The organism is Lactobacillus taiwanensis DSM 21401, from assembly GCF_001436695.1.
GTDB lineage: Bacteria > Bacillota > Bacilli > Lactobacillales > Lactobacillaceae > Lactobacillus > Lactobacillus taiwanensis.
The window spans coordinates 573,381-597,410 of record NZ_AYZG01000051.1; the positions used below are offsets into that span (position 1 = coordinate 573,381).

The 24,030-nt window shown below is 33.8% G+C and carries 23 protein-coding genes and 2 pseudogenes; 7 read left to right on the top strand and 18 right to left on the bottom strand.

What is annotated here, in order from left to right:
• Positions 1-56 precede the first annotated feature (56 nt).
• The 8 genes from ymfI to FD18_RS09115 form a co-directional block, all read right to left on the bottom strand.
• On the bottom strand, positions 57-785 hold the full coding sequence (ymfI, locus tag FD18_RS09080; protein ID WP_057719588.1) for an elongation factor P 5-aminopentanone reductase: 729 nt from the start codon (positions 783-785) through the stop codon (positions 57-59).
• Entirely contained in the window at positions 785-2,020 is a 1,236-nt protein-coding gene (locus FD18_RS09085; RefSeq protein WP_057719589.1) for a M16 family metallopeptidase, read from the bottom strand. The genes ymfI and FD18_RS09085 overlap by 1 nt, the downstream gene beginning before the upstream one ends.
• Positions 2,017-3,117, bottom strand: coding sequence for a M16 family metallopeptidase (locus tag FD18_RS09090; protein ID WP_235499917.1), 1,101 nt, complete (start codon positions 3,115-3,117; stop codon positions 2,017-2,019). Before FD18_RS09090 ends, FD18_RS09085 begins: the two co-directional genes overlap by 4 nt.
• Before the next feature lie 115 nt (positions 3,118-3,232).
• A complete protein-coding gene (locus FD18_RS09095) occupies positions 3,233-5,665 on the bottom strand; it encodes an FtsK/SpoIIIE family DNA translocase (protein WP_057719590.1) in 2,433 nt (810 codons plus the stop codon).
• Positions 5,666-5,686: 21 nt separating this feature from the next.
• Positions 5,687-6,121 (bottom strand): DUF1149 family protein, encoded by a 435-nt coding sequence (locus FD18_RS09100; RefSeq protein WP_057719591.1) that lies wholly within the window; start codon positions 6,119-6,121, stop codon positions 5,687-5,689.
• Between the two features lie 2 nt (positions 6,122-6,123).
• Positions 6,124-6,681, bottom strand: a complete 558-nt coding sequence (locus FD18_RS09105) for a tRNA (cytidine(34)-2'-O)-methyltransferase (protein ID WP_057719592.1) — start codon at positions 6,679-6,681, stop codon at positions 6,124-6,126.
• Positions 6,682-6,742: 61 nt separating this feature from the next.
• Positions 6,743-7,933 (bottom strand): AI-2E family transporter, encoded by a 1,191-nt coding sequence (locus FD18_RS09110; RefSeq protein WP_057719593.1) that lies wholly within the window; start codon positions 7,931-7,933, stop codon positions 6,743-6,745.
• An 18-nt stretch (positions 7,934-7,951) separates the two neighbouring features.
• On the bottom strand, positions 7,952-8,332 hold the full coding sequence (locus FD18_RS09115; protein WP_057719594.1) for a PTS glucitol/sorbitol transporter subunit IIA: 381 nt from the start codon (positions 8,330-8,332) through the stop codon (positions 7,952-7,954).
• 126 nt (positions 8,333-8,458) lie between these two features.
• Here FD18_RS09115 and FD18_RS09120 point away from each other — a divergent pair, with 126 nt between their 5' ends.
• Positions 8,459-9,481, top strand: a complete 1,023-nt coding sequence (locus FD18_RS09120; RefSeq protein ID WP_057719595.1) for a lactonase family protein — start codon at positions 8,459-8,461, stop codon at positions 9,479-9,481.
• Positions 9,482-9,571: 90 nt separating this feature from the next.
• Positions 9,572-10,045: pseudogene (locus FD18_RS09125) on the top strand (DNA/RNA helicase domain-containing protein); the annotation flags it as partial.
• 149 nt (positions 10,046-10,194) lie between these two features.
• On the opposite strand, the gene FD18_RS09130 reads toward FD18_RS09125, so the two are convergent.
• The 4 genes from FD18_RS09130 to yjbM all read right to left on the bottom strand — a co-directional run bounded on the left by FD18_RS09130 (position 10,195) and on the right by yjbM (position 14,398).
• Positions 10,195-11,970, bottom strand: a complete 1,776-nt coding sequence (locus FD18_RS09130) for an oleate hydratase (RefSeq protein WP_057719596.1) — start codon at positions 11,968-11,970, stop codon at positions 10,195-10,197.
• Positions 11,971-12,069: 99 nt separating this feature from the next.
• Positions 12,070-12,969, bottom strand: a complete 900-nt coding sequence (locus FD18_RS09135; RefSeq protein WP_057719597.1) for an RluA family pseudouridine synthase — start codon at positions 12,967-12,969, stop codon at positions 12,070-12,072.
• Positions 12,969-13,772, bottom strand: coding sequence for an NAD kinase (locus FD18_RS09140; protein WP_057719598.1), 804 nt, complete (start codon positions 13,770-13,772; stop codon positions 12,969-12,971). Before FD18_RS09140 ends, FD18_RS09135 begins: the two co-directional genes overlap by 1 nt.
• On the bottom strand, positions 13,772-14,398 hold the full coding sequence (gene yjbM, locus FD18_RS09145) for a GTP diphosphokinase (protein ID WP_057719599.1): 627 nt from the start codon (positions 14,396-14,398) through the stop codon (positions 13,772-13,774). The genes FD18_RS09140 and yjbM overlap by 1 nt, the downstream gene beginning before the upstream one ends.
• A gap of 77 nt (positions 14,399-14,475) precedes the next feature.
• Between yjbM and FD18_RS09150 the strand changes: the two genes are divergently transcribed.
• Both FD18_RS09150 and FD18_RS09155 read left to right on the top strand, forming a co-directional pair.
• Positions 14,476-15,099, top strand: coding sequence for a CYTH domain-containing protein (locus tag FD18_RS09150; protein WP_057719600.1), 624 nt, complete (start codon positions 14,476-14,478; stop codon positions 15,097-15,099).
• A 68-nt stretch (positions 15,100-15,167) separates the two neighbouring features.
• Positions 15,168-15,773 (top strand): DsbA family protein, encoded by a 606-nt coding sequence (locus tag FD18_RS09155; protein WP_057719601.1) that lies wholly within the window; start codon positions 15,168-15,170, stop codon positions 15,771-15,773.
• A 19-nt stretch (positions 15,774-15,792) separates the two neighbouring features.
• Here FD18_RS09155 and FD18_RS09160 read toward each other — a convergent pair whose 3' ends face one another.
• Positions 15,793-16,653, bottom strand: coding sequence for a competence protein CoiA (locus FD18_RS09160; protein WP_057719602.1), 861 nt, complete (start codon positions 16,651-16,653; stop codon positions 15,793-15,795).
• Between the two features lie 277 nt (positions 16,654-16,930).
• Between FD18_RS09160 and FD18_RS09540 the strand changes: the two are divergent.
• Positions 16,931-17,428 (top strand): annotated as a pseudogene (locus FD18_RS09540) (transposase); the annotation flags it as partial.
• Positions 17,429-17,497: 69 nt separating this feature from the next.
• On the opposite strand, the gene FD18_RS09170 reads toward FD18_RS09540, so the two are convergent.
• From FD18_RS09170 to FD18_RS09190, 5 genes are all read right to left on the bottom strand, one after another.
• The gene (locus tag FD18_RS09170) at positions 17,498-18,151 is read right to left on the bottom strand and encodes an adaptor protein MecA (RefSeq protein ID WP_057719603.1); all 654 of its coding nucleotides are present in this window, start codon (positions 18,149-18,151) and stop codon (positions 17,498-17,500) included.
• Positions 18,152-18,252: 101 nt separating this feature from the next.
• Positions 18,253-18,654, bottom strand: a complete 402-nt coding sequence (spxA, locus tag FD18_RS09175) for a transcriptional regulator SpxA (RefSeq protein WP_023599818.1) — start codon at positions 18,652-18,654, stop codon at positions 18,253-18,255.
• A gap of 198 nt (positions 18,655-18,852) precedes the next feature.
• Positions 18,853-20,592 carry a phosphoenolpyruvate--protein phosphotransferase gene (gene ptsP, locus FD18_RS09180; RefSeq protein ID WP_057719604.1) on the bottom strand — a complete coding sequence of 580 codons (1,740 nt, stop codon included), beginning with the start codon at positions 20,590-20,592 and terminating at the stop codon, positions 18,853-18,855.
• Positions 20,592-20,858 (bottom strand): phosphocarrier protein HPr, encoded by a 267-nt coding sequence (locus tag FD18_RS09185; RefSeq protein WP_004893814.1) that lies wholly within the window; start codon positions 20,856-20,858, stop codon positions 20,592-20,594. The genes ptsP and FD18_RS09185 overlap by 1 nt, the downstream gene beginning before the upstream one ends.
• 119 nt (positions 20,859-20,977) lie before the next feature.
• Positions 20,978-21,160, bottom strand: coding sequence for a hypothetical protein (locus FD18_RS09190; protein ID WP_057719605.1), 183 nt, complete (start codon positions 21,158-21,160; stop codon positions 20,978-20,980).
• Positions 21,161-21,367: 207 nt separating this feature from the next.
• Here FD18_RS09190 and FD18_RS09195 point away from each other — a divergent pair, with 207 nt between their 5' ends.
• Together FD18_RS09195 and FD18_RS09200 are read left to right on the top strand one after the other, a co-directional pair.
• Positions 21,368-23,536 carry an ATP-dependent Clp protease ATP-binding subunit gene (locus FD18_RS09195; protein WP_057719606.1) on the top strand — a complete coding sequence of 723 codons (2,169 nt, stop codon included), beginning with the start codon at positions 21,368-21,370 and terminating at the stop codon, positions 23,534-23,536.
• Between the two features lie 126 nt (positions 23,537-23,662).
• A complete protein-coding gene (locus FD18_RS09200; protein WP_057719620.1) occupies positions 23,663-23,941 on the top strand; it encodes a DUF1827 family protein in 279 nt (92 codons plus the stop codon).
• The last annotated feature ends 89 nt before the right edge of the window (positions 23,942-24,030 follow it).

The window sequence follows — 24,030 nt, forward strand, 5'->3', positions numbered from 1 at the left end:
TATCCTCTCAACTTTTTGCAATAATTCAAATATGAGTATACCAAACTAATCATCACTTAAACAAGCCAACCACCATCAACATATATTGTTTGACCTGTCAAATAGTCCGATCGTTCATCAAGTAAATTTTCCACCCAAAATACTACATCCTTCGGTTCAGCTAATCTTCCAGCGGGAATTTCATTTTTTACTTCATTTAAAGTTTCTGCATCAAAAATTGCGTTCATTGGTGTGTCAACTGCTCCAGGAGCAATAACATTTACCGTTAAATGAGCTGACGCAACTTCACGAGCATAACCTTGTACAAACCTAGATAGGCCACCTTTACTTGCACTATATACGCTCTCTAATGCACTAGCTTGCCCGCCATAAACAGATCCAATAAATATTAATCGTCCATGTTCACGATTTAAAAGTTGTGATTCTAGAAGCGATGTAATTTTTATAGGCATTAAAAGATTAATTCGAATAACGTTTTCTATTTGCTCTAGATTCTGACTGCTAAGAAATTGATAATTTGTAATTCCCTGTGTAAAAATAGCAGCACTTAAGGGAAGTAAACTTGAAATAATTTTTTTAATACTCTCATCTTTAGCCAGAAAATCAAGTTCTAATGGAAAAAATTCTTGTTGTGGATATTTTTCAACAAATTCATCTACCATTTTTTTAGCTTCTTGGCTGCTATGATTGTAATGAATGTATAAGGACCAACCAGTTTCAGCAAGTCGACTAGCAATTGCTCTCCCAATTCCACCAGTAGCACCAAAAATTATTGCACGCTTCATTAATCAGCTTCCTCTTTACCTTTTAAAATTGTAGTAAATATATCACTTTTAGCTAAAATATTATCGATTGCTGTATAAAATTCACTAAAACTTAAAGATTGAATTGCCCACGCAGCTTCATTAAACGTATCATTTTCAAGACCGTACTCAGCTTCTTCAATCGCAATTGTACTAAGATCATCAAATTCTCTAATCGTCTGAGCCAAGGCTTCTTTCTTTTGAAAGACAAATGCTTCTTCGCTTATTGGCACTTCTAGCAATTGTTTTTTAGTATTTTCTAAAAACAAATCCGGTTTGTTTGAAACACCAATAATCGTCGCAAAATTACCCTCTGTAGTATAAGATACTTGCAATTCCATTGGCGAATTTAAGACTCCCTGTTTTTGCATTTCTTCAAACCAAGTACTAGTTACCCCTAATTTGGCTTGCAGCATCATTTCCAAGATGCTTTGCGCTGTACTATTTCGCAAACCCAATTTTTCAAAATTTGGCAATCTTATTCCTATTCCAACACGAGAAGTAGTTAAAGAAGAGTCTAAGATTGTTTGATGTTGCTTCTTAGGATTTACAAGCGCGGCTTTTTTTTGCTTAACTTTTTTAGAAATCAAATACTTTCTTTCAAGCTTTCCTACTTCACGCAAGATTTCTTTAGTTTGATTATCGCTAAATCCGCCACAAGCAACAAATTCCATTTTGCCACTAACATAATTATTATCATAAATCTCTTGCAAAATTTCTGGTGTCATTTTTTTCAGGCTGTTTTTGGTACCAGTTAAGTCTTCTGCTAAATTAGTCTTCGGAAACATCATCTGCATCAATTCATAGTTAACTTGCCAGTTAGGATCATCTTGATACATAGCTAACTCTTGAGCAATAATCTTTGCTTCTTTAGAAACATTGCTTTTAGTAAAATGTGTTGTTCCTACTAATTCAAAAATCAATGGTAAAACCTGGCGCCAATGATCGGTAAAACTAGCATAAAACATTGTTTCATTGTATGTAGTAAAGGCATTCGTAGACGCACCAATTTCTTCAAATTGTTGTGAAATATCGCCATTCTTTTTAGCAAATAATTTATGCTCCAAAAAATGAGCTCCCCCACATAATTTCTGTGGATTGCTACCACCAAAATCCACAATAATTCCCATAAATTTTTGAGCAAAAAGTGGTCTGCGAATTACTTTTGCTCGAAAACCAGAACTATAGTCTCTGGTTGTTACATCTAATTTTTTCATTTTAAACAATAGCTTTCATTAAAGTACAATTTTTGACTAAATTCGATTAATTTATCAATTTTGAAGCGTTCAACTTCCTTAATTCTTTCTGCGAAAGAATGGTCATAGCCTCTAAGAGCATTTGCTAACATTTGAATTAATATCAAATCTTGACGATCAGCGCTTATTTGATAATTACGCTTCAAAGCAACCTTGGCTTTTTCAAAGACATCCTTATCTACTTTTCCGTTTTGAACTGCCGCTACACCACCTTTTATTGCCTTAGTTGCTGCTGCTACTTTATCTTTTGCAATACCTGTACTAATCAAGAAAAGAGAATTATTAACATAATTAGTGGCATCAATTGCATAAGCTGCACCCAATTTTTTTCTAACTTCAGTAAACAATTTAGAAGATTCATCCCCAGCAAGATATTCACCTAAAAAGAGTCCACCAAATTGCTTAAACGATACTGGTAAAGACTGATCATAACCATAACCAATCAACAATTGTGCTTGTTCGCTTCTAAATTGGATTTTCTTTTCAATTGGATCTTCTTTGGTTGGAATAGCAAGAGTCGGTACCACAAAATCATCAAAATATCCTGCCCAATCAAGTTGCTCTTGAACTAAATCAGTCAAGCTATCAGGATCTTGAGCTTGTCCTAAACAAAAAGCGGGAGCATTTTTCAAAGTATCGAAAAATGATTTAACCTCTTCTAAGCTAGTATTTCTGAGTGTTTTTTTATCACCAAAAACACTGTTTTGATAATTTGGAGTATCTCGATACCAAGTATTAAAAAATCCATTTAGAGCATAATTAGCTGGCAATTCATAATATTGTTTTTCTTCTTGTCCAAGCTGTCTTTTCGCTAACTCAAGTAATTGTTCATCAAACAATGGTTCTTTTACTACTTTGAAAAAAGCATCCATGACTACTTGATAATTATAATCTGGATCTAAGATTTCACGTGGCTCAACAAAATTTATTGTATAGAAAATAATAATTTGGTTTCCAAATACTTCTGGAAAAACCTGCAAACTTGCATTATACAGATTAGAAAATGTTCTTGCTTGAACCTTAATTCCAGGAAATGCTTTACTTGCATTGCCTTGCATACACGCCAAAATATTTGCTAAAGCTAAAGTTTTTTATCTAAAGGCAAACGCAAAAAACAGCCCAAAGTGGCTGTTTTAAATTTTAAATTATGGTCAATTGAAATATTTGTCATAATTACTTTTCATCATCCTTTTCTGGTGGAATAAGTACTTGTCTAGGTTTTGATCCTTCAGAAGGTCCCACAATGCCTTTAGCTTCCATTGCATCAACAATTCTTGCCGCACGATTATAACCAATTCTAAATCGACGTTGTAGCATTGATACACTTGCTGACTGCTGTTTTCTTACTAAGGCTACTGCTTGATCGTAAAACTCATCTTTTGGTTCATCGTCATCATTAGTCTGAGAGTCAGAATCATTCTTCGATGGAATCATATCTTCGTTGTATACTGCTTCTTGTTGTTCCTTTACCCAAGATACTATTTTTTCTACCTCTGTTACTGAAATAAAGGCTCCCTGAACACGTTCAGGCTTAGCTGCACCGATTGGCAAAAAAAGCATATCTCCACGTCCTAAGAGCTTTTCAGCGCCAACCTGATCCAAAATAGTACGTGAGTCAACCCCGCTAGAAACAGCAAAAGAAATTCTTGACGGTACATTTGCCTTAATTAAACCAGTAATAACATCTACACTGGGACGTTGAGTTGCTAAAATCATATGAATTCCAGCTGCTCGAGCCATTTGAGCTAAACGAACAATTGCATCTTCTACATCATGACCAGCAACCATCATTAAGTCACTTAGCTCATCAACAATTACCACAATATACGGCAGTTTTTCCATTACTGAATTATTTTTATCAGCATTATTCTCGGCCACCTTTTGATTATATTCAGTAATATTACGCACACCACCAGTAGCAAATAGTTGGTAGCGCCGTTCCATTTCCTTAACAGTTTTTCTTAAGGCATTTGTAGCTAGTTTAGCATCAGTAACAACTGGAATTAATAAATGAGGAATTCCATTATAGACAGATAATTCCACCATCTTCGGATCAATTAAAACTAATTTGACATCTTCTGGATAAGACTTCATCAAAATACTCGTAATAATCGTATTTATTGCTACAGATTTTCCTGATCCAGTAGATCCAGCAATTAATAAGTGAGGCATTTTACGTAAATCAGCTGATATTACTTTTCCTTCAACATCTTTACCAAGCGGTACATCCAATGAAAGATCTTTTGCTTTAGGATCTTGATGGATCATTACGTCTTTAAATGATACTGCAGAAGTAGTTCGATTAGGTACTTCAATTCCAATTAAAGGCTTACCTGGAATTGGTGCTTCAATACGAATATCTTTAGCAGCCAAAGCTAAGGCCAGATCATCTGCCAAATTTACAATTTTACTTACTTTTACACCAACAGCTGGCTGTACTTCATAACGAGTAACAGTCGGCCCTAAAACTGCCTTTTTCACAATTACATGAACACCAAAGCTCTTAAAAGTAGACTCCAAAACTTCTGTGTTTTTTTGAATCAATGCTTTGTCTTGACTTTGGTCAACATTTTTTATAGATGCTAGCAAATTAATTGGCGGTTTTTTATAATTGGCATTTTTAGTTTGCGTACCTTGTTTAGTTTCTAAGTCGCCGTGATCAACATTTTGAAGTTCTTGTTTCATCTTTTGATCTTCTTCGGCATAAGAATGTGATATTGGTAAATTCTCAGTCAAAGAATCATGGACTTCTGGTTCTAGTGTAGATGCATTATCCTGAGAAACTTCAATTTGAGGTTCAAAGCGAGGAACATTGTCTTCTTTGTCATTCTTCTTAGTTTTAGTTGAAAAAGGATCGGAAGTGAAATCAGCCGTACTTGGAAAGGTTTCGTCGCGATCATCTAATGGATCCATCAGTTTTTCTCGATTATTTAACTTCTCTTGCTTATTCTGCTCATGCTTTTCAACTAGATCATCATATTTACTTTTTATAGCAACTCCAGCATCTTTATTTTTTTCAATTACTAACTGTGAACCCTTTTGAAAGCCTGATAATAAAGTTGCAAATTTGACATTGCAAATCATCAAAATACCTACTAGCATCATCAAAAAAGATAAAGCTTCTGCGCCAATAGTTCCTAAAATTGGAAAGATAAATTGATACAGAATACTACCAATTAATCCACCACCAACTTTAGTAGTAATTTGAGCTCGAGCAAATTCTTCACCAATTGAGGTTAAGAAGGCATTTAAAAAGCCTTGATGAATCATCATTTGATTAAAAACGCGAGCACTTTCCCATAGTAATAAACCTAAATAGAAGATCCCTAATCCACTACCCCGCTTTAGACTAAAGTGAGGTGGTTGATTATAAATAATCATGATTAAGCCAAAAAGACCAAGGATAATGCTAGCTAAATAGTGACTATCGCCAACAAAGAATCGAATTAAGTTAATCAACTGTTGACTAAACAAACCGAAATGAACGCAACTTAAAACAGCTACCAAAACAAGTACTATTCCCGTAAGAACCCATTCCATACTTTGTTTTTTCTTTTTGGTAGTTGTCTTCTTTCTTTTTGACCTGCGTTTTCGCTTTTTAGCCATCAAGACACCTTCTCAATCTGTTTAATTATCATCTTTATCTTTTTCATCATTTTTGTTTAGTTCATTAAAGTTTGATTTGAAGCTAAGATTTACAGGATGATCTAAAGTTAATTGGGTAATTTCATAAGTTAGAGTTTCAATTTGTTCTACTAGTGGTCTAGAAAGTAATTGATAATCTGATGGCTCTAAATCGGATCCATCACCAAAGTAATCAATAAATTGAACAACTCTCGTAACAACGCCACTAACGGTAAAGTCTCCCGGAGCTGGCGCAACTTCGAATGGAACAGCAATTTCAAAATACTTACCATTCTTTCCTTCATCTTGAGTTCCATCATCCAAATCTTGGTAAACTTGTCTCAAAGAAACATTAACTTCATTCTTTACTTGCTGCTCGTCATTCAAATCGTAATGAAATGCTCTTACAACAATTGGGGTCATATTTTTAAAATCCATTTTTACTTATCTCCTAAATTTCTTTCATAACGTTCTGGACGGTTATAATTATCTTTCAACTTATCATTTTCATAATGATGGCTCTTTTCCATATTTGGAAAACCTTGCTGTCTTAAAGCTTCTAATAAAACCATGGCAACTGAATTTGATAAATTATAGCAACGAATATTATCAGACATCGGAATTCGTAGATTACGATCATAATACTCTCTCATGAAAGTTTCTGGTAAACCAGTTGTTTCTTTTCCAAAAACAAAATAATAATCTTTATCAGGATCAGTATAGTCTACTTGAGCATAATTCTTAGAAGAAAACTTTGAAATTAAGTACATCTCATCATTTGGACCTAGAGTTTTCAAAAACGTTTCTAAATCATCATGCATTTTAATATCGACTTTGTCCCAATAATCTAGACCGGCACGTTTCATTTTCTTGTTATCAATTTGAAAACCTAATGGTTCAATTAAATCCAAAACTGTATTGGTACCAGCACAAGTACGAGCAATATTTCCAGTATTTGCTGGCATTAGTGGTTCATATAGTACAACATGATTAGTCATCAAAAAACTCCTTTTGTAAAAAAACGTAGCACCTGTAGAAAGGCAAGTACCACGCTTATTTTTAATTTGATTCTTTAGGTTTCAAATCATTATCATTATCTGATACTGATATTTCTTCATAAAGGTTAGAAATTTTACGATAGTAATTAAATAGTCTAGTTACAATAATTTTAACTACTGCATAAACAGGAATTGCAAAAATTACGCCCCATAGTCCTGCAACGGCACTCGCTCCAATCAATAATAAAATTGTTGTAACAGGATTCATGTTCATCTTATTCCCCATTACTAATGGAGAAATAACACGACCTTCAAGGGTTTGCTCAATTGCGAAAACTATTAAAATTTTAACCAGCATCATTGGCGAATTAATTAACCCCAGAATAATTGCTGGAACAAATGCAATAAAGGTCCCAAAATATGGAATCATATTTAATATACCTGCTAAAACAGCTAAAGTAATTCCATAATTTAACCCAATAATCGAATAACCTATCGCAAACATCACTACAACCCAAAAGGCAACAGTAATTTGTCCCCTAATGTAAGCAGCAACTGCTCCATTAATATCACTAAGTAAGCTTGAAAAACTCGGTTGTAGTCTTTGAGGAGCGAACTTAGTCACATACGGATTCAAGCGATGGCCATCTTTTAACATAAAGAATAAAACAAACGGTGCTGTTAACAGAGTCATAAAAATCATTGTAATTACATTAACAGCAGAGGATAAATTGCTCAAAGCTAAATTAAAGCTATCTTGACCAGTTTTAAACATTTTGGTTTGTGCATCAGAAATAGCATGATTAATTCCCCCACGTACTCCATTTAAGCGCGGATCGCGGATCATCTTTTCAAAACCTTTTTGAGCATCCTGCCAATAAGTTGGCCAATTTTTAATTAAAGAATCAGTCTGATGTTGAATAATTGGAATTAGCGTATTAATAATCCAAATTAGTCCACCTAAAACAATTACAAATAACAAAATAATTGTAATAATACGGGGCACTTTTAATTTCTTTTCCATCCAATCAACTACTGGATTCATTAAATAATACTGAATGGATGCCACTAATACTGGTGGCAAAATTGCATTAAAAAATGTCCAGAAAGGATTTAACACAAATGAAATTTGGTTAAATACCAGAATAATTAAAAAGAACAACAAGATATTAAGTAATGCTATGCTAAAACGATTATTTAAAAACCATTTCACAAAGATATTACTTGTATGATGATGTTTCTTTACCTCCATAGCTTTCCTCTTATCTATTTATCTATGTTCGTAGGTGATCCAGTCTCCCACTTTAAATTCAGGCATTTTTTCCTTAGGATCTTTTTCTAGATAGATCGCATTTGTCATTGGCTTCTTTGGTACTTCATCAGTAAAGACTAGTGTTGCATGTCCAATAGCCTGCATATTCATCTGTACCATTGGACCAACATACAAAGATAAATATGTTGTCCCATCAATCGTAATTGAATCGTCTTTTTTAAAAACAAACTTTTCAACAGGTGTTGCTTGATCAAATTTTTGCAATACAGCAACATCTCTTAGTTTATCTGTTACTTTATTATCAAATAAAATTACGATATTATCTTTTGGATCTAATGCCTCTGATCCAATAGCAGTAATTGTAGAATTCCATTTCATTTTTATCAACCTCTCCTTTAAATTTTACCATACAGCTACGTTTAGGCGATAATACTTAATTACAATTGCCTATTTCAGTTAAAAGGTAGAAAATGAAAATGACATATTTTTAATTAGGAGGATAATATGAAAGTTTGGTTTGGTGGCTATACTAGCCATGATTCAAAAGGCATTTATACTGCAGATGCAGAAAATAATGGAAATGATATTAAATTAGACAATGTTAAAAATATTGTTGAACTTGATCGTCCAACTTATTTTCAACTAGTTGGCGATTTACTATTTACTATCATTCAAAATGGTAACCAAAGTGGAATTGCTACTTATCGAATTAAAGACGAAAAAGCAGAACAATTGGATACTTACCTTCATGAGGGCGCAGCTCCTTGTTATATTAGCGTTGATCCACAAAAGCACTTAGTCTTCACTGCAAACTATCATTTAGCAACCATCAACGTTTTTTCTTACGATGAAAATGGAAAATTAACCTTCGTCACAAATGAAAAACATGAAGGACATGGACCAAGACCAGAGCAGGATGCAGCTCATCCTCATTTCTTTGATGAAACTCCAGCCGGTAATTTAGTTTCATGCGATCTTGGAATTGATGCCGTTGATTTTTATAGACTAGAGGGAGATAAATTAAAACATCTAGCTCGCTACCAAATGGAAAAGGGCTTTGGTACTCGTCATATTACATTTTCACCTGATGGTAAAACTATGTACATTGTTGGCGAATTATCTAGTCAAGTTAATGTCGCTCATTTAAACGAACAAACTTGGGACTTTGAGGACATTGCAACATATAAAACTATTCCTGAAGACTTTACCGATCATAATGGTGCTGCAGCAATTAGAATTTCTAAAGATGGGAAATTTATCTACGTTTCTAATCGTGGACATGATTCAATTGCTGTCTTCAAAGTTTTAAATGATGGAAAACTTGAACTAGCTCAAAGAATTTCTGTCTTTGGTTCCTTCCCACGCGACTTCAATTGGGATAAGAGCGAAAAATATCTTGTAGTAGCTAATCAAAATACTAATAATGCTACCTTATACCGGCGCAATTCCGAAACAGGTAGCTTAACCCCTCTTCAAAAATATATTCCTGTACCAGAAGCTACACGTGTATTATTTGAAGAAGATTAATTTTCTACAGCTATCATAAATTTTCAAAATAGTATTTAGCCATGTTTTTCATGGCTTTTATTTTATCTTTCTTAAAAAGCAAGTATCCACATGCAAAATAATGCTACTGATAAACTTTCCCCATTAAAAGAATTAACTGCTGAACAACAAAATTTAATTACTCAAATTATTGATTTTACTAATCAACATCTTCAAAATAACTTCCCCGCGATTTTTACCATTTATTGTGATGCAGGAACTGGAAAAAGTGTTGTACTTTCTTCCCTCTTTGATCAAATATAAAAGTTACGACATTATAAAAATAGTAATTTTTATCAAACTAATAATTATTTTCTAGTAAATCATCCTGAAATTCTTAAGGTTTATAAACAAATTGCTGGTCCGCTGCCAGAATTACTAAAAAAGAATTTTCAAAGACCAACTAGTTTCATCAATCAATTAGATAAAAAACAAGAAAAAGCAGATATTGTTATTATTGATGAAGCACATTTACTTCTTTCAAAACCTGCTCACTATAATAATTTCTATCATGATAATCAATTAGTCAGATCCCGAGTCAAAATAAAATTTAAGTTAATTTAGATAAAATTACCGATATTGAAATGTTCAAAAAATTAGATACCCAATAATTATTTACAGCATAAGAAAAAGGTTACGACTTCAAAACGCCGTAACCTTTTTTCGAATTCTCATTTAAATAAATTGTTACAATCTTAAATCAAATTTGCTTCTTCAAGCAATTCTTCAATCCATGTTCCCTTGATCTTCTTCATTCCTACCTTTACAGCAAGCTTTTCAGGAAGAGGTATTTCTTGATCTGCTAACTTCTTCTTGTCAGCCATGTAGTACATAGCCCGAAGCAATTCACGAATATCATAGACAGAATCCCATACTTCTGGCACGCCTCGATCAACATTAAGCAAGGTATAAACGGACTCCATCGCAGTTCTAACTGAATATTCAGTAGTAAAGACAGTATCTCTAGTAGGACTTTCAGCAAAGTTACCAATAAAGGCTAAATTCTTTGAACCTTCTGGTACAACGGCTGGACGGTCACCATCATGACGAGGCATGAAGTAACTAGTTATATAAGGCATATATACAGGAACAGTATTCATGTTTTCTTCTGAAGAAAGTTCTTTGATTTCACTTTCTGGTACACCTAAGTGATAAAGCATTTCTTCAGCAATTTCTTGTCCGGTACAGTCAACTACCTTCTTCTTAATATAATTTCCTTCAGTATCTGAATATAAAGCATAAATCCAAACTACGATTTCATTTGGCTTTTGCGTTGGGAAGTGCGGTTGACGATGTATAGTAAAACTTAAGCCCCAGTTAGAATCAGTAACTGTAATAATACCACCAGTATTTACTTTTCCATCATATAAACTACGTTTAGTTAATCTTTCAAAATAAGGAGCTACTTTCTTATTCTTCAAGGTTGTAGTTGCAGAAACAAACCATGATTTTTCTGGTAAGTTTTCACTAAAGACATCTGGATGTCCAAAAGCAGGATCTTGCTTAGCCAAGTTCTCCCATAATCTCCATGAACCACCTTTAGCATGAGTGATTGGTGCTGGCGTAGTTTGGTTACCATAAGTTGAACTTTCAGTAATTGACCCGTTAGTTACAAAAACAAGATCATTTTCAGTTAAGTCGATATCTTCTTGCTTGCCATTCTTTTTCATGACAATCTTTTTAGCAACTTTTTCGTTTCCTTCATGATCAACTAAAACGTTTTCAACTTGAACTCCATATTCAAATTTAACTCCATGATCCTTCAAGTATTTAAGTAATGGCTTAACCATAGAATCATATTGATCATATTTATTAAATTTCAAGGCCGTAAAATCTGGTAATCCATCAATATGATGAATAAACCGCATGCAGTATCTTCTCATTTCCGCAAGTGAATGCCATTTTTCAAAGGCAAACATTGTTGACCAATAAGTCCAGAAATTAGACTTAAAGAATTCTGGAGAGAACCATTCTTCAATAGTCTTTCCTTGAATCTCAGATTCTGGTGTCAAAACTAGTTTAACTATTTCACTAGCATGTGAGCCTAGTTGATATAAACCATCAGTTGGTAGTTCATTACCACGTTTATGAATTAAACGACAATTTGACGAGTTAGGATCTTCCTTATCAAGCCAATAATATTCATCTAAATAAGATGCACCAGGAATTCTCAATGAAGGAACAGAACGATACATGTCCCACATACATTCAAAGTGGTCCTCCATTTCACGACCACCACGAACTACAAAGCCAGCATTAGGACGCTTAGTTCCGTCTAAAGAACCTCCAGCGACATCTAATTCTTCCAAAATATGAATCTTGTCACCAGCCATTTTGGCATCTCTAACTAAGAAGAATGCTGTCGAAAGACCAGCTAATCCACTACCAATAATGTAAGCAGATTTTTTATCCACATCTGCTGTTTTTTTTGTGTCTGCAAAAGCTTCATAATTTCCCTTTGAATAATACATACAAGTGATCCTCTTTTCTACATTCGGATAGTATTAACATTTCTTATATTCGATTCTATGTAAAGCGGTTACAATAGTCAATGTATTTAACTATTATATTTATAATTTATTACTTATTAGGCTTTGCCACAAACATTTCATATCAGCTGGTTCTGAAATAGTAATCTCCTGCTTACATTTCGAAAAAGGATCATCAAACTTAAGATAAAAGCAATTCAAAGCTTGTCGCTCAAAATTATCTTTAATCCCATACAGAAGATCACCATACAAGGGATGTCCAAGATATTGCATGTGAACTCTGATTTGATGGGTTCGACCAGTTAGTAATTGTAATTCAACTAAGCTTGCACCATTAACTTGATCTAAAACACGATATTTTGTAATCGAGCGTTGACCATTAGCTACTACTCCGCGTTTAACACCGGCATCTAATTTACCAATTGGCGCATTGATAATACCTGTTTCTTGTTCTTTACTAAAATTGCCATGCACAATCGCATGATATTTCTTAATAAAGCAATCCTTCCCCATTTTGCTAAATCGAGCATGAGCAACTGAATTTTTCCCAACTAAAACTAATCCTGACGTATCACGATCAAGTCTTGTAATAACATGTGGTTTAAGTTCTTTCTGTCCATTTTTCTGAAAATAATATAGTAATCTGTTGACTACGGCATCATTATCTTCATAACGTGATGGAATCGACAAAACGCCAGCTTCTTTATTAACGACCAAATAATCATGCTGTTCAAAAACAATATTAAGTTGATTAATAGATGGTTTTAGCCATTGATTTTTCTTCTCCTCACCTAAAATAAAAATCACTTCATCCTCAGGATGTAAAAGATAGCTAGTGAAGCGACGATGATGATTTACTAAAATCATTCCACCATGATGTTGACTGTTAGTTAAAGCTCTTTTAGAGAAACCATTTCTTAATAAAAAACGCCCCAATTTCTGAGGTGTTTTATTTTCAAATTTTAATTTAAAGTACTGCATTATTTATTTTTAGGTTGGCCAATAAAGGCATCCTCTACTCTATTCCAAAAATGGGTATGTTGATATTTATCAAAGCGAATCACATGTTGAGAAATACGATATTCAATCTTCTTAATATGCTTATGATTAAATTCATATCCATCGTAAGTTACTACGTAGTGATCATCACTTTCTGGCTTAATAGTTATCCATTCATCAGGGGCAATCACAATTGGAGACGATAAAGTTCTAAATACGCGATTATTAATAGATGCTATTTCAGTCATTTGCAAGGCCTTTAAACGTGGATGAATAACTGCACCCCCTAGAGATTTACTATAGGCAGTAGAACCGGTAGGAGTTGAAACGCATAAGCCATCCCCCTTAAAGCTTTCAAAGAATTGATCTCTAATATAAACATCTGCTTTTAAAGTCTTCGAAACTCGTTTAATAGTTGCTTCATTTAAGGCAAGCAATTTTTTCTTCTCACCCGAACCGGTAGTAATGATTAATTCTAATAAAGGATAAGAAGCAGAAGATGGCTGTTTCTTAGTCAGATTATCCACCATTTTGTTAATTTCAAAATTACGCCAATCAGTATAGAAGCCTAGGTGTCCCGTATGTACACCAATAAATCTTATTTGATCAACTAAATTTTGATACTTATGAAAACCAGAAATTAAAGTTCCATCTCCTCCAATTGTGATTACGACATCAGGATTTTCAGGATCAATTTCTATCTTTCTAGAATCAAGTAATTTTTCTAATGCCTTAACTACTGCCAAGGTTTCAACTTTTTCATTATAAACGAGTGCGACTTTCATTATTGTTCTTTTCCTTTAGATTTAGTAAAAATTCTTTGTGCTTCCTGCACTTCATCTTTAATTGATGACATTTCTTCATCTAACTTATAAGCAGCTTCAGCTGTAGTTTTAAGTCGCTTAGAAATATCCTCCGGGTATTTCCCCTGATATTTATAATTTAACGTATGTTCTACCGTTGCCCAGAAATTCATTGCTAAAGTACGAATTTGAATTTCAGCAATTATCTTCTTTGGTCCATCTGGTAAGAAAACAGAATATGAAATTACCATATGGTAAGAACGATATCCAGACGGTTTTGCGTTTTGAATATAGTCTCTTTCTTCAATTACTTGCATATCTTGCCGCTGATGAATTAGGTCAACCACTCGATAGATATCATCTACAAATTGACACATAATCCGAATTCCAGCAATATCTTGCATATCATTTTCAATGACATCAGGGGCAATAACTCGCCTTGTCATCTTCTCTTTAATTGAATCGACTGTTTTAACGCGTCCGACCACGAATTCAATCGGCGAATGCTCACCCTTGTTTAAAAAACTTTGTCTAAGTGATCGAAATTTAACTTTTAATTCAGAAACAGCCTGTTGATAAGGCCATAAAAATAAATCCCAATCTTTCATGTATAAATCCTTTCCGTTTCAAACAAAATTATTCTACCATAGAGAGGGATAACATTAACTACTGAAAGGATAAAATTATGAGTAAAAATTTAGAAATTGAATCAAAAACACTACTAGATGAAGAAACTTACAAAAAAATGCGTGATGCTTTTACTGCTAAGTCAGACTTTATCCAAAAGAATTATTATTTTGATACACCTGATTTTGATCTAAAAAATAGTGACGCAAGTTTAAGAATTAGAATTCTTGTTGACCACGCTGAACAAACAATTAAGGTTAAAGAAAACAATCCTAAAGAAAATAAGTATAGCGAACGCATTGAAATAAACGATCTACTTTCCGTTGCTCAAGCCGAACAAATGACTCAAAGTGCATATGAAGGTACTTTCTTCTTGTTCGGCGGTGATGTTGGTGATTATTTACAAAAACACTATTCTAACGAAGCAATTCACTCTTTAAAGTTAATTTCATGGAGCCAAACTCGCAGAATATTAGCAACTGGTCCAGAAAACTGTGAATTAACTTTAGACTTAACAGAATTTCCAGATGGATATTATGACTTCGAATTAGAAATTGAAAATGATGATCCAGCTACTATCAAAAAAGTACTTGCTGAATTAGAAAAACAATTTAATTTCAAAGTTAACAAAGAAAATACTAACCAAAGCAAGGTGCAACGTGCTTGGGAACACAAAAAATAAAACAAAATTTTTCTCATTTTGTCCATTTTCTGATAAAGTATTCATGAACCTGGACGGAGGAAAACAAATTGTTTGAAATATTTTTCTTTGTTAATCCAATTGGGATTAACTGTTATCAAAATGAACGGGAAATAAGTGCTGCAGTCAGTGGTTATAAACAAAACATTTCTTACCACTTTATACCCATAACTAACATGAATACGATTCGAAACGATATCAAGGCTCGGCATCTTGCTTCAAGTAATGTCGGAGTTTTCAACACTTTTAGTCAAAGTGCTTATAATGCAACTAAAGATTATCACACTCTAAAATTAATCGTTGGTAATAAAAAAGCCAGACAATATATTATTAAATTACAACATGCAATTAATGATATGGGTAAGACTTATTCTCGAGAGCTTGTTAATGAGATTTTAACTTCTCTAGATGTTTCAATTAAAAACTTCAATAAAAATAGAGAGTCAAACTACATTAAGCTCTCAATGGATAAGGATTTAAAACTTGCTGACGACTTAAATGTTATCACTACACCAACTACGATCATCTTTAACTATGATGATGACCGTGGTGATTCAGGGATGATGATTGAAGGTTGCGCAAATCGCGAAGAAATTGAAGCTGCTATCGCTGGGGATAAACAGACTAGTAGTGATAATAGTTTACGCCTATTGTAATTTTCGGCTAGTTGACTTTTTAGTCATCTAGCTTTTTTTGTAGAAAAGTTAATATTGGACTTGCATCTTTCGGCTTTCGCAGCTGCAAAAATAATTCTTTAGGTATATCATCTATTGAATAATGCAATTGATATAATAGGCTTCCAATTTTCAATCCAATCTTACTTTTTTGAACCAGTTGTTTTTGCAAATATTTCTTTTGATCTTTAATATCGGACACCTTAAAAATCTTTTTAACTGGAGTAAATAAAAATAATTCTGCTACACCTTCTTCATCTAACGGAAAAGTTTTAACATCATATTGAATTTCTGAACTAATTGCTGCTTTTAAGATATTATATTTAAGCCTTATCAAACATTTAAATGGATCAATTTCTAGATAATACCACTGCCATTTAGGACTATACCTAAGAAAAATTTCCTGCGATTGATTAATTTTCTTCTTCAAATAATGTCTTTTTCCAACAATCCAAATATCTTTAATATTTATTTGTTTGTATAATTGATGTCGATGATTAAACTCTTCTTCACTTAAAGGAGCACATTGAACTTCAAAAGATAATTTATTTTCTACCAGTACATCCGCTCTTAATTGTTGATCTAAAAGTGAAACTTCTACTTCCGCCTGAATTCCATTGGCCTTTAGAGCAGTACATAAAAGGATTTTTGCCTGCGAATGTTCTTCTTTTTCTCCTGTCCCTTTTACCTGATAAAAGTGCTTAAAAAATGGTGTCTTATCTTCAGATAAGATCAAAATCATTCGATGCCTACAAGATGGACATAGATAACAATCCTGATTTAATTTCTTTATTCCTCGATTAACTTGCTCTGCTTCATTGACTGCCAAGACTAATTTTTGATTTAAAATCGCAGCATACATTTTATCGCCCAATATTATATACGCAAAAAGGAGATAAATTTTTTTGGGCTCTATACTTTTTCCTGTTGATGGATATCTATGATATCCTATCGACAGGATTTTTTATTGCATAAAGAAAGAGGCCATATCCTCTCCTAACTTAAAATCCTTCTACGACCAATTCATTATTGTTTTTTCCGATTATTTTAAAAAATGTATTAATGGCAAATATCATAATATATATGTAGCTGAGCTTATTCAGCTCCATTGTCCTTACCGCCATTCTCATAATCTCAAACATATGGTTCAGATGCTTATCGGGGCTTTCAATAGTCTACGTGTACAAACGATGAAACAGTTTAAGAAACAAAGTCGTGAATATAAGCTCTTAAAATCCACCTGGAAGCTTTACCTCATGAAATATGACAAGCTCAATAAGAAGACGGCTTAGACTGCAGTAAAGAACTTGAAAACACATATTGATTATGCAAGACTTTATGGCTGCTATTCAAAGCAAAGACGAAAAGCAGATCATTCACTTGCTTCACTCAAAACAAGCTGTCGGTAAGCAAATTCATCAAACCTTATTAATTTTTAAACACAATTATACTGGCATTCTAAATAGCATTTCTTCCAGCTATTCTAATGGCTGTCTTGAAGGAGTTAATCGTAAGATTAAACAAATGAACGAACAGCCTATGGCTATAGTAGTTTTAGCCACTTATTAATTAGAATTAAACTAGAAGAAAATATTGTAAAAGAAAAGGAATCAAGCAACTATTCTTTAGTTGCCTAATTCCTTAATCTAAAACTGGTCATCAACAGGATTTGACAAACAGCCAATTTTTTCATCTCCTTTTATTTTTTAATCAAAATATTGTCTTAAATTTCCTAATGCATCTTGTCTAATTAAACACTTAGCATTTTTCTTTATCTTTTGGAATTGCTTTTCAGTCATCCCATTGCCATATTCATTTGCAATTACCCAGGTATCTTCAGGTTTTAATTCTACATAGTTGTCATCTAAGTAAGATAAATCTAAGTAATATTCATGTCGGTAAGTATATAAACTAGATGCTAATCCATCAACCTTTAGTGCATCTGCTAATGCAGCAACTAAATCAATACTTTCCAGTTTAAAAACACGACGATTGTCACTTACTAGTTTATCTTGATCGTTAATTTCCGTTCTACGTTGATCAGTATCTGATTCAGTACCTAATCCCTTTAAAAGATCTCGTAATTGATCACTTGAATCATCGCGAGTGTCCGTGTCACTATCTGGAACTTTAGAAATAAGTAACTCTAATCCAGAACTGCTTGGCATAACTTGAAAAGTAACCGGATCTCCTTTGGCAAAAGTATGATCAGTGTCGACTTCACTTAAAATCTGATAGAAGAATTTTTGAATTTGACTTTTGTTTCCCAACAAATCGAGCATCGTTATCCCACGCTCTTTAAGTTCATCCGCATCCATCGTTACACGAATGGTATTTTCACTTATTCTGTGTACTTCCACTTATTATCACCTCGGAGTCTTTGTCTGTAATACATTGTAACCTATTTTGTTGTTCAAATAAAAACGCTAGCTTAAAAAAGCTAACGTTTTTAAATAATTAATTAAAAATCAGCAGTCATTGCTTGAATTTCTTCAAGTTCTAAACGACGTACCTTCCGAGGAAGAAATCTTCTAATTTCGTCTTCGTTATAACCAACTTGCAAACGTCTGTCATCCATAATGATTGGACGTCTTAATAAACTAGGATTCTTTTCAACAAGATCAATTAATTGATCAATTGATAGATCATCTAAATTGATCTTTAAGTTTTGGAAAGTACGAGAACGAGTAGAAATAATTTCCTCTGTACCATTTTCAGTCATACGTAGAACTTGCATGATTTCTTCCTTATTCAAAGGATTGGCAAAAATGTTTCTCTCTTTAAAGGAAATATCATGTTCCTTTAACCATGCCTTTGCTTTACGACATGAAGTACAACTTGGTGATGTATATAAATTTAACACTTAACTCCACACTCCTTTGCGTGTAGAAAAATAACTACTGTTCCACTTACATAAAATATTATATCACAAATACTTTGAGCTTGTAAGTTGTAATCAAATTTCTTTTATTAGCTTACAAGTTATACTCTATCAGCAAATAATGAAGTTTGTGTGAAGTTTTAACAAAAAAAGAGTACCTTTACAGTACTCTTTTTTCTTCTAATCAATAATGCCAAGCTTCTTCATAGTTTCTTCAACTAACTTCTTGTTTTCATCAGCAGTTTCTGAAACGAAGCATGCTTTATTAGCTAATTCTTTAATATCATCAGTATTGATCTTCTTCATCAAACTTCTGATACGTAAGATTGAAGTGGCACTCATTGAATATTCATCAAGACCCATTGACAAAAGGATTGGGAACATAATGTCATCACCGGCAGCTTCACCACACATACCACACCAAATACCGTTTTCATGAGCACCATCAATAGTGTGCTTAATCAAACGTAAAACAGATGGGTTGTATGGTTGGTAAAGATAAGAAACGTTATCATTACCACGATCAGCAGCCATAGTATATTGGATTAAGTCGTTAGTTCCAATTGAGAAGAAATCAACTTCTTTAGCAAATTGATCAGCTAATACAGCAGCAGCTGGAACTTCGATCATCATACCAACTTGTAAGTCCTCACCGATCTTAACGCCTTCTTTGGCAAGTTTATCTTTTTCTTCAGCTAAGATTTGCTTAGCTTCACGTAATTCTGCTAAGGTACCAATCATTGGGAACATAATTCCTAATGGACCATATGCAGAAGCACGAAGTAAAGCTCTTAATTGAGTTCTAAAGATATCCTTGTATTGCATTGAAAGACGAATAGCACGAACACCTAAGAATGGGTTCATTTCTTCTGGAAGATCCCAGTAATCTAAGTGCTTGTCACCACCGATATCACAAGTTCTAATGATAGTTTGCTTACCATCCATATCTTCGATAACTTTCTTGTAAGCATCAAATTGAGCTTCTTCGGATGGGAAGTCTTTTGAATCCATGTATAAGAATTCAGTTCTGTACAAACCAATGGCTTCAGCACCGTTTTCTTTTACACCCTTCATATCATTAGGAGTACCAATGTTAGCAGCAATAATGAACTTCTTACCATTAGCAGTTACAGATGGTTCATTCTTTAGCTTCTTCCATTCTTCCTTTTGCTTAGCGAAGGCTTCACCTTTCTTAGTGTATTCTTCGATTTGAGCATTAGTTGGATTAATGATAGCATCGCCGTCTAAACCATCGGCAATAAGCATATCGCCATCTTTAACATCTTTAGTAATCGTTTCAGTACCAACAACAGCTGGAATTTCCAATGAACGAGCCATGATTGCTGAGTGAGCAGTTCTACCACCAACATCAGTTACAAATCCCTTAACGTACTTCTTGTTAAGTTGAGCTGTATCACTTGGTGTTAAATCGTAGGCTACTACTACAACTTCATGGTCAATAGCTGCAGGATCTGGCAATTTTTTACCAAGAAGATGTGCCATAAGACGCTTTGAAACATCACGTACGTCGGCTGCACGTTCTTGCATATATGCATTGTCAGTCATACCTTCAAAAATAGTAATGAATTTTTGAGCAGTTTCATCTAATGCTGCTTCAGCATTAACTTTTTGATCTTTGATTTCTTGTTCAATGGCACCAGTAAATTCTGGGTCACTTAAGAAGAGAAGGTGTGCGTCAAAAACTTGAGCTTCTTCTGCTCCTAAACTTTCCTTAGCTTTATCACGAACTTTTTCAAGTTCTTTAGTTGATTCTTCAACAACTTTCTTAAAGCGAGCTACTTCAGCATCAACATCGCTAACTGAGGTTTTAGAAAACGAAAGGTCAGGTTCTACCAAAAGGTAGGCTGGTGCAACTGCAATACCATCACTGGCTGCAATTCCCTTTAAAGTTTTCGACATTATTCAGCTAAACCTTCCTTTTTCATAGTGTCAGCAATAGCTTCAATTGCTTCTTTAGCGTCGTCACCATCAGCAGTAATAGTTACATCTGCACCTTGGCCAACACCTAAAGACATAACACCCATGATTGACTTCAAGTTTACTGATTTACCGTTGTATTCCAAGTTAATATCTGAGTTAAACTTAGAAGCAGCTTGTACCAACAAAGTAGCTGGACGAGCATGAATACCAGTTTCAGCAATAATATGAAATTCGCGTTTTTCCATTTTAAATTATCTCCTTTAAAATCAAAAATAATCGGGAGTTTTATACCCACTCGTTTATTAGGTTATCATGTTTTCTAAATGAAAACAACACAAATGTAAATGTTTACATTATAAAGTACTTAATTTTCATTGTCAGATAAGGTATAAATTATATCCCCACCTCTTTGGGCAATCCCAGTTATCCTCTGTCTTTTACCATAGCTTCTAAGAGCCAATTGGAATTGAAAAGCATCTTTGGGACTAACTCTATATTCTTTCAATTCACCACTTATGATTTTATCTAATATTTCTTCATAATTCATTCCTTATACTTCTCTCCTTAAAGTTTCTATATCTTTATAAAAAAATTTCTTCTTTATCCTAATTATATCAATTTCCTATAAAAATCTGAGCTTAGCACTTGCAATTAGTAAGTATCCGTACTATGATATTAGCAAGTTAGCACTCATATATCAAGAGTGCTAAAATAGGAATATGGCCTGAATATTATAAGAAAGGCGGAAATATTAATGCTATGTGATAACTGTCATAAACGTCCTGCCTCCATTCATCTTTATACAAATGTAAATGGGCAAGATCGTGAAATTTCATTATGTCAACAATGTTATCAAGAATTGAAAAATCAACAAGGACAAAATAATAGTATGAATAATAACAATGCATTTTTTGGCGATTTTAGTGATTTATTCAACGCCTTAAATAATAACAATAATGAACAAAATAATCCTCAAGGCCGTGATCCACGTATGCAAATGGGTGGTGGCCGTCGAGGTGGAAATAACGGTGGTCAAAAATCTCTACTCGACCAGTATGGTACGGATTTAACCGACTTAGCAAAAAAGGGTAAAATTGATCCAGTTATTGGTCGTGATAAAGAAATTGCTCGCGTTATTGAAATTTTAAACAGACGGACTAAAAATAATCCAGTTCTTATTGGAGAAGCTGGTGTTGGTAAAACCGCTGTTGTCGAGGGATTAGCACAACAAATTGTCGATGGTTCAGTCCCTGCTAAACTTCAAGACAAGAGGATCATTTCTTTAAATATGGTCTCAATGGTTCAAGGTACTGGAATTCGCGGTCAATTTGAACAAAGAATGCAACAACTGATTAAAGAATTAGAGCAAAATGATAATATTATCCTATTTATCGACGAAATTCATGAATTAGTTGGTGCTGGTAACGCTGAAGGCGGTATGGATGCTGGTAACATTATTAAACCAGCCTTAGCTCGTGGAGATTTCCAATTAATTGGTGCTACTACTATTAAGGAATATCGAAACATCGAAAAGGATTCTGCCCTTGCTCGTAGATTCCAACCAGTGGAGGTTAAAGAACCTACAACTGAAGAAACAATTAAGATTTTACAAGGCATTCGTAAGCGTTACGAAGACTACCACCATGTTCACTATACAGATGAATCTATACAAGCTGCAGTAGATCTTTCCTCCCGCTACATTCAAGATCGTTTCTTACCTGATAAAGCCATCGATCTTTTAGACGAGGCCGGTTCAAGAATGAATCTCACCATTCCTTATGTTGATAGTGAAAAGATCAAGGAAAGACTGGATGCTGCTGAAAGTTTAAAGCAAGATGCTTTAAAAAACGAAGATTATGAAAAGGCTGCCTACTATCGTGATCAAATTGAAAAGTATGAGAAATTAAAAGATCAGAAAGTAGATCCTGATCAAACACCTAAAATTACTGAAAAGATCATGAATAAGATCGTGGAGGAAAAAACTAATATTCCTGTCGGCGACTTACAGAAACAAGAAGAAACACAATTAAAGAACTTAGCTACTGACCTTAAAGATAATGTAATTGGTCAAAACAAAGCTGTTGAAACTATTGCTCGTGCAATAAGACGAAATCGGGTTGGTTTTAACAAATCTGGTCGTCCAATCGGTTCATTCTTATTTGTAGGACCGACTGGTGTAGGTAAAACAGAATTAGCGAAACAATTAGCCAAACAAATCTTTGGTACAGAAGATGCGATGATTCGATTCGATATGAGTGAATATATGGAACAATATTCTGTATCGAAACTAATTGGTTCTGCACCTGGTTACGTGGGCTACGAGGAAGCTGGTCAATTAACAGAAAGAGTACGTCATAATCCATATAGCTTAATTTTATTTGATGAAATTGAAAAAGCTCATCCTGATGTACTTCACCTATTCTTGCAAATTCTCGATGATGGCCGCTTAACTGATTCGCAAGGTCGCACAGTTTCATTTAAAGATACCATCATCATTATGACCTCTAATGCTGGTCAAGGAATCAAAGAAGCTAGCGTAGGTTTTGCAGCTGAAAACAGCCATCAAGAACAATTTAAGAATAGCTTAGGTCAATACTTTAAACCTGAATTTTTAAATAGACTTGATGATATAGTTGAATTTAATGCACTTGATAAGAAAGACTTAATCAAGATTGTTGATTTAATGCTTACAAATACCAATGATATGGTAAAAGATCAAGGCCTACATATTGATGTTACATCTGAAGCAAAAGACCTTCTTGTCGAAAAAGGTTATGATCCTTCTATGGGTGCTCGTCCACTTCGTCGTACAATCCAAGAAGAAATTGAAGATAAAGTAGCAGACTATAAACTAGATAATCCAGCAGCTAAAGAACTAAAGGCTGATGTAGTTGACGGTGAAATAGCAATTAGTGAAAATTAATTATTTAAGATCAAATAAGAGCCACATAATTTGTGACTCTTATTTTTATTTTTATAAATTCTATAAAAAGGTTATACTTAATTTGGGGTTTCAAAGACACATTTATATATCGAGGTTATAAATATGATGCATTTAATTGATGTTACAAATAGCTACCGTGATTTAGTCCAAAGACAATTAGCAGCTACTAATAGTCAATTCGTAAAAGTTTACTCTTTAGGTAATACCACAGTAGTATACAGCGAAACAGCTGATAAAATTGAAATCGTTATGGAAAATCATAAACGTTCTATTAGACAAGATGAAGTAGAATTTGTTATTAAGCGTCTAATTCATGAAGATCGAATTTATGATATAACAGTTGATAAAAGTAGAAAAATCATTTCTATCACTTGTGATCGTTAAAATCGCAAAAAAGCCGTGGAGTTGTTCCACGGCTTTTTTGGCTCTATAATAAATCCTGTTGATGGATATCTATGATATTCTATCGACAG

Coding starts and splice junctions, on each gene's coding strand:
- ymfI (WP_057719588.1), bottom strand. CDS start 785: ATGAAGCGTGCAATAATTTTTGGTGCTACTGGTGGAATTGGGAGAGCA.
- FD18_RS09085 (WP_057719589.1), bottom strand. CDS start 2,020: ATGAAAAAATTAGATGTAACAACCAGAGACTATAGTTCTGGTTTTCGA.
- FD18_RS09090 (WP_235499917.1), bottom strand. CDS start 3,117: ATGCAAGGCAATGCAAGTAAAGCATTTCCTGGAATTAAGGTTCAAGCA.
- FD18_RS09095 (WP_057719590.1), bottom strand. CDS start 5,665: ATGGCTAAAAAGCGAAAACGCAGGTCAAAAAGAAAGAAGACAACTACC.
- FD18_RS09100 (WP_057719591.1), bottom strand. CDS start 6,121: ATGGATTTTAAAAATATGACCCCAATTGTTGTAAGAGCATTTCATTAC.
- FD18_RS09105 (WP_057719592.1), bottom strand. CDS start 6,681: ATGACTAATCATGTTGTACTATATGAACCACTAATGCCAGCAAATACT.
- FD18_RS09110 (WP_057719593.1), bottom strand. CDS start 7,933: ATGGAGGTAAAGAAACATCATCATACAAGTAATATCTTTGTGAAATGG.
- FD18_RS09115 (WP_057719594.1), bottom strand. CDS start 8,332: ATGAAATGGAATTCTACAATTACTGCTATTGGATCAGAGGCATTAGAT.
- FD18_RS09120 (WP_057719595.1), top strand. CDS start 8,459: ATGAAAGTTTGGTTTGGTGGCTATACTAGCCATGATTCAAAAGGCATT.
- FD18_RS09130 (WP_057719596.1), bottom strand. CDS start 11,970: ATGTATTATTCAAAGGGAAATTATGAAGCTTTTGCAGACACAAAAAAA.
- FD18_RS09135 (WP_057719597.1), bottom strand. CDS start 12,969: ATGCAGTACTTTAAATTAAAATTTGAAAATAAAACACCTCAGAAATTG.
- FD18_RS09140 (WP_057719598.1), bottom strand. CDS start 13,772: ATGAAAGTCGCACTCGTTTATAATGAAAAAGTTGAAACCTTGGCAGTA.
- yjbM (WP_057719599.1), bottom strand. CDS start 14,398: ATGAAAGATTGGGATTTATTTTTATGGCCTTATCAACAGGCTGTTTCT.
- FD18_RS09150 (WP_057719600.1), top strand. CDS start 14,476: ATGAGTAAAAATTTAGAAATTGAATCAAAAACACTACTAGATGAAGAA.
- FD18_RS09160 (WP_057719602.1), bottom strand. CDS start 16,653: ATGTATGCTGCGATTTTAAATCAAAAATTAGTCTTGGCAGTCAATGAA.
- ptsP (WP_057719604.1), bottom strand. CDS start 20,592: ATGTCGAAAACTTTAAAGGGAATTGCAGCCAGTGATGGTATTGCAGTT.
- FD18_RS09185 (WP_004893814.1), bottom strand. CDS start 20,858: ATGGAAAAACGCGAATTTCATATTATTGCTGAAACTGGTATTCATGCT.
- FD18_RS09190 (WP_057719605.1), bottom strand. CDS start 21,160: ATGAATTATGAAGAAATATTAGATAAAATCATAAGTGGTGAATTGAAA.
- FD18_RS09195 (WP_057719606.1), top strand. CDS start 21,368: ATGCTATGTGATAACTGTCATAAACGTCCTGCCTCCATTCATCTTTAT.
- FD18_RS09200 (WP_057719620.1), top strand. CDS start 23,663: ATGCATTTAATTGATGTTACAAATAGCTACCGTGATTTAGTCCAAAGA.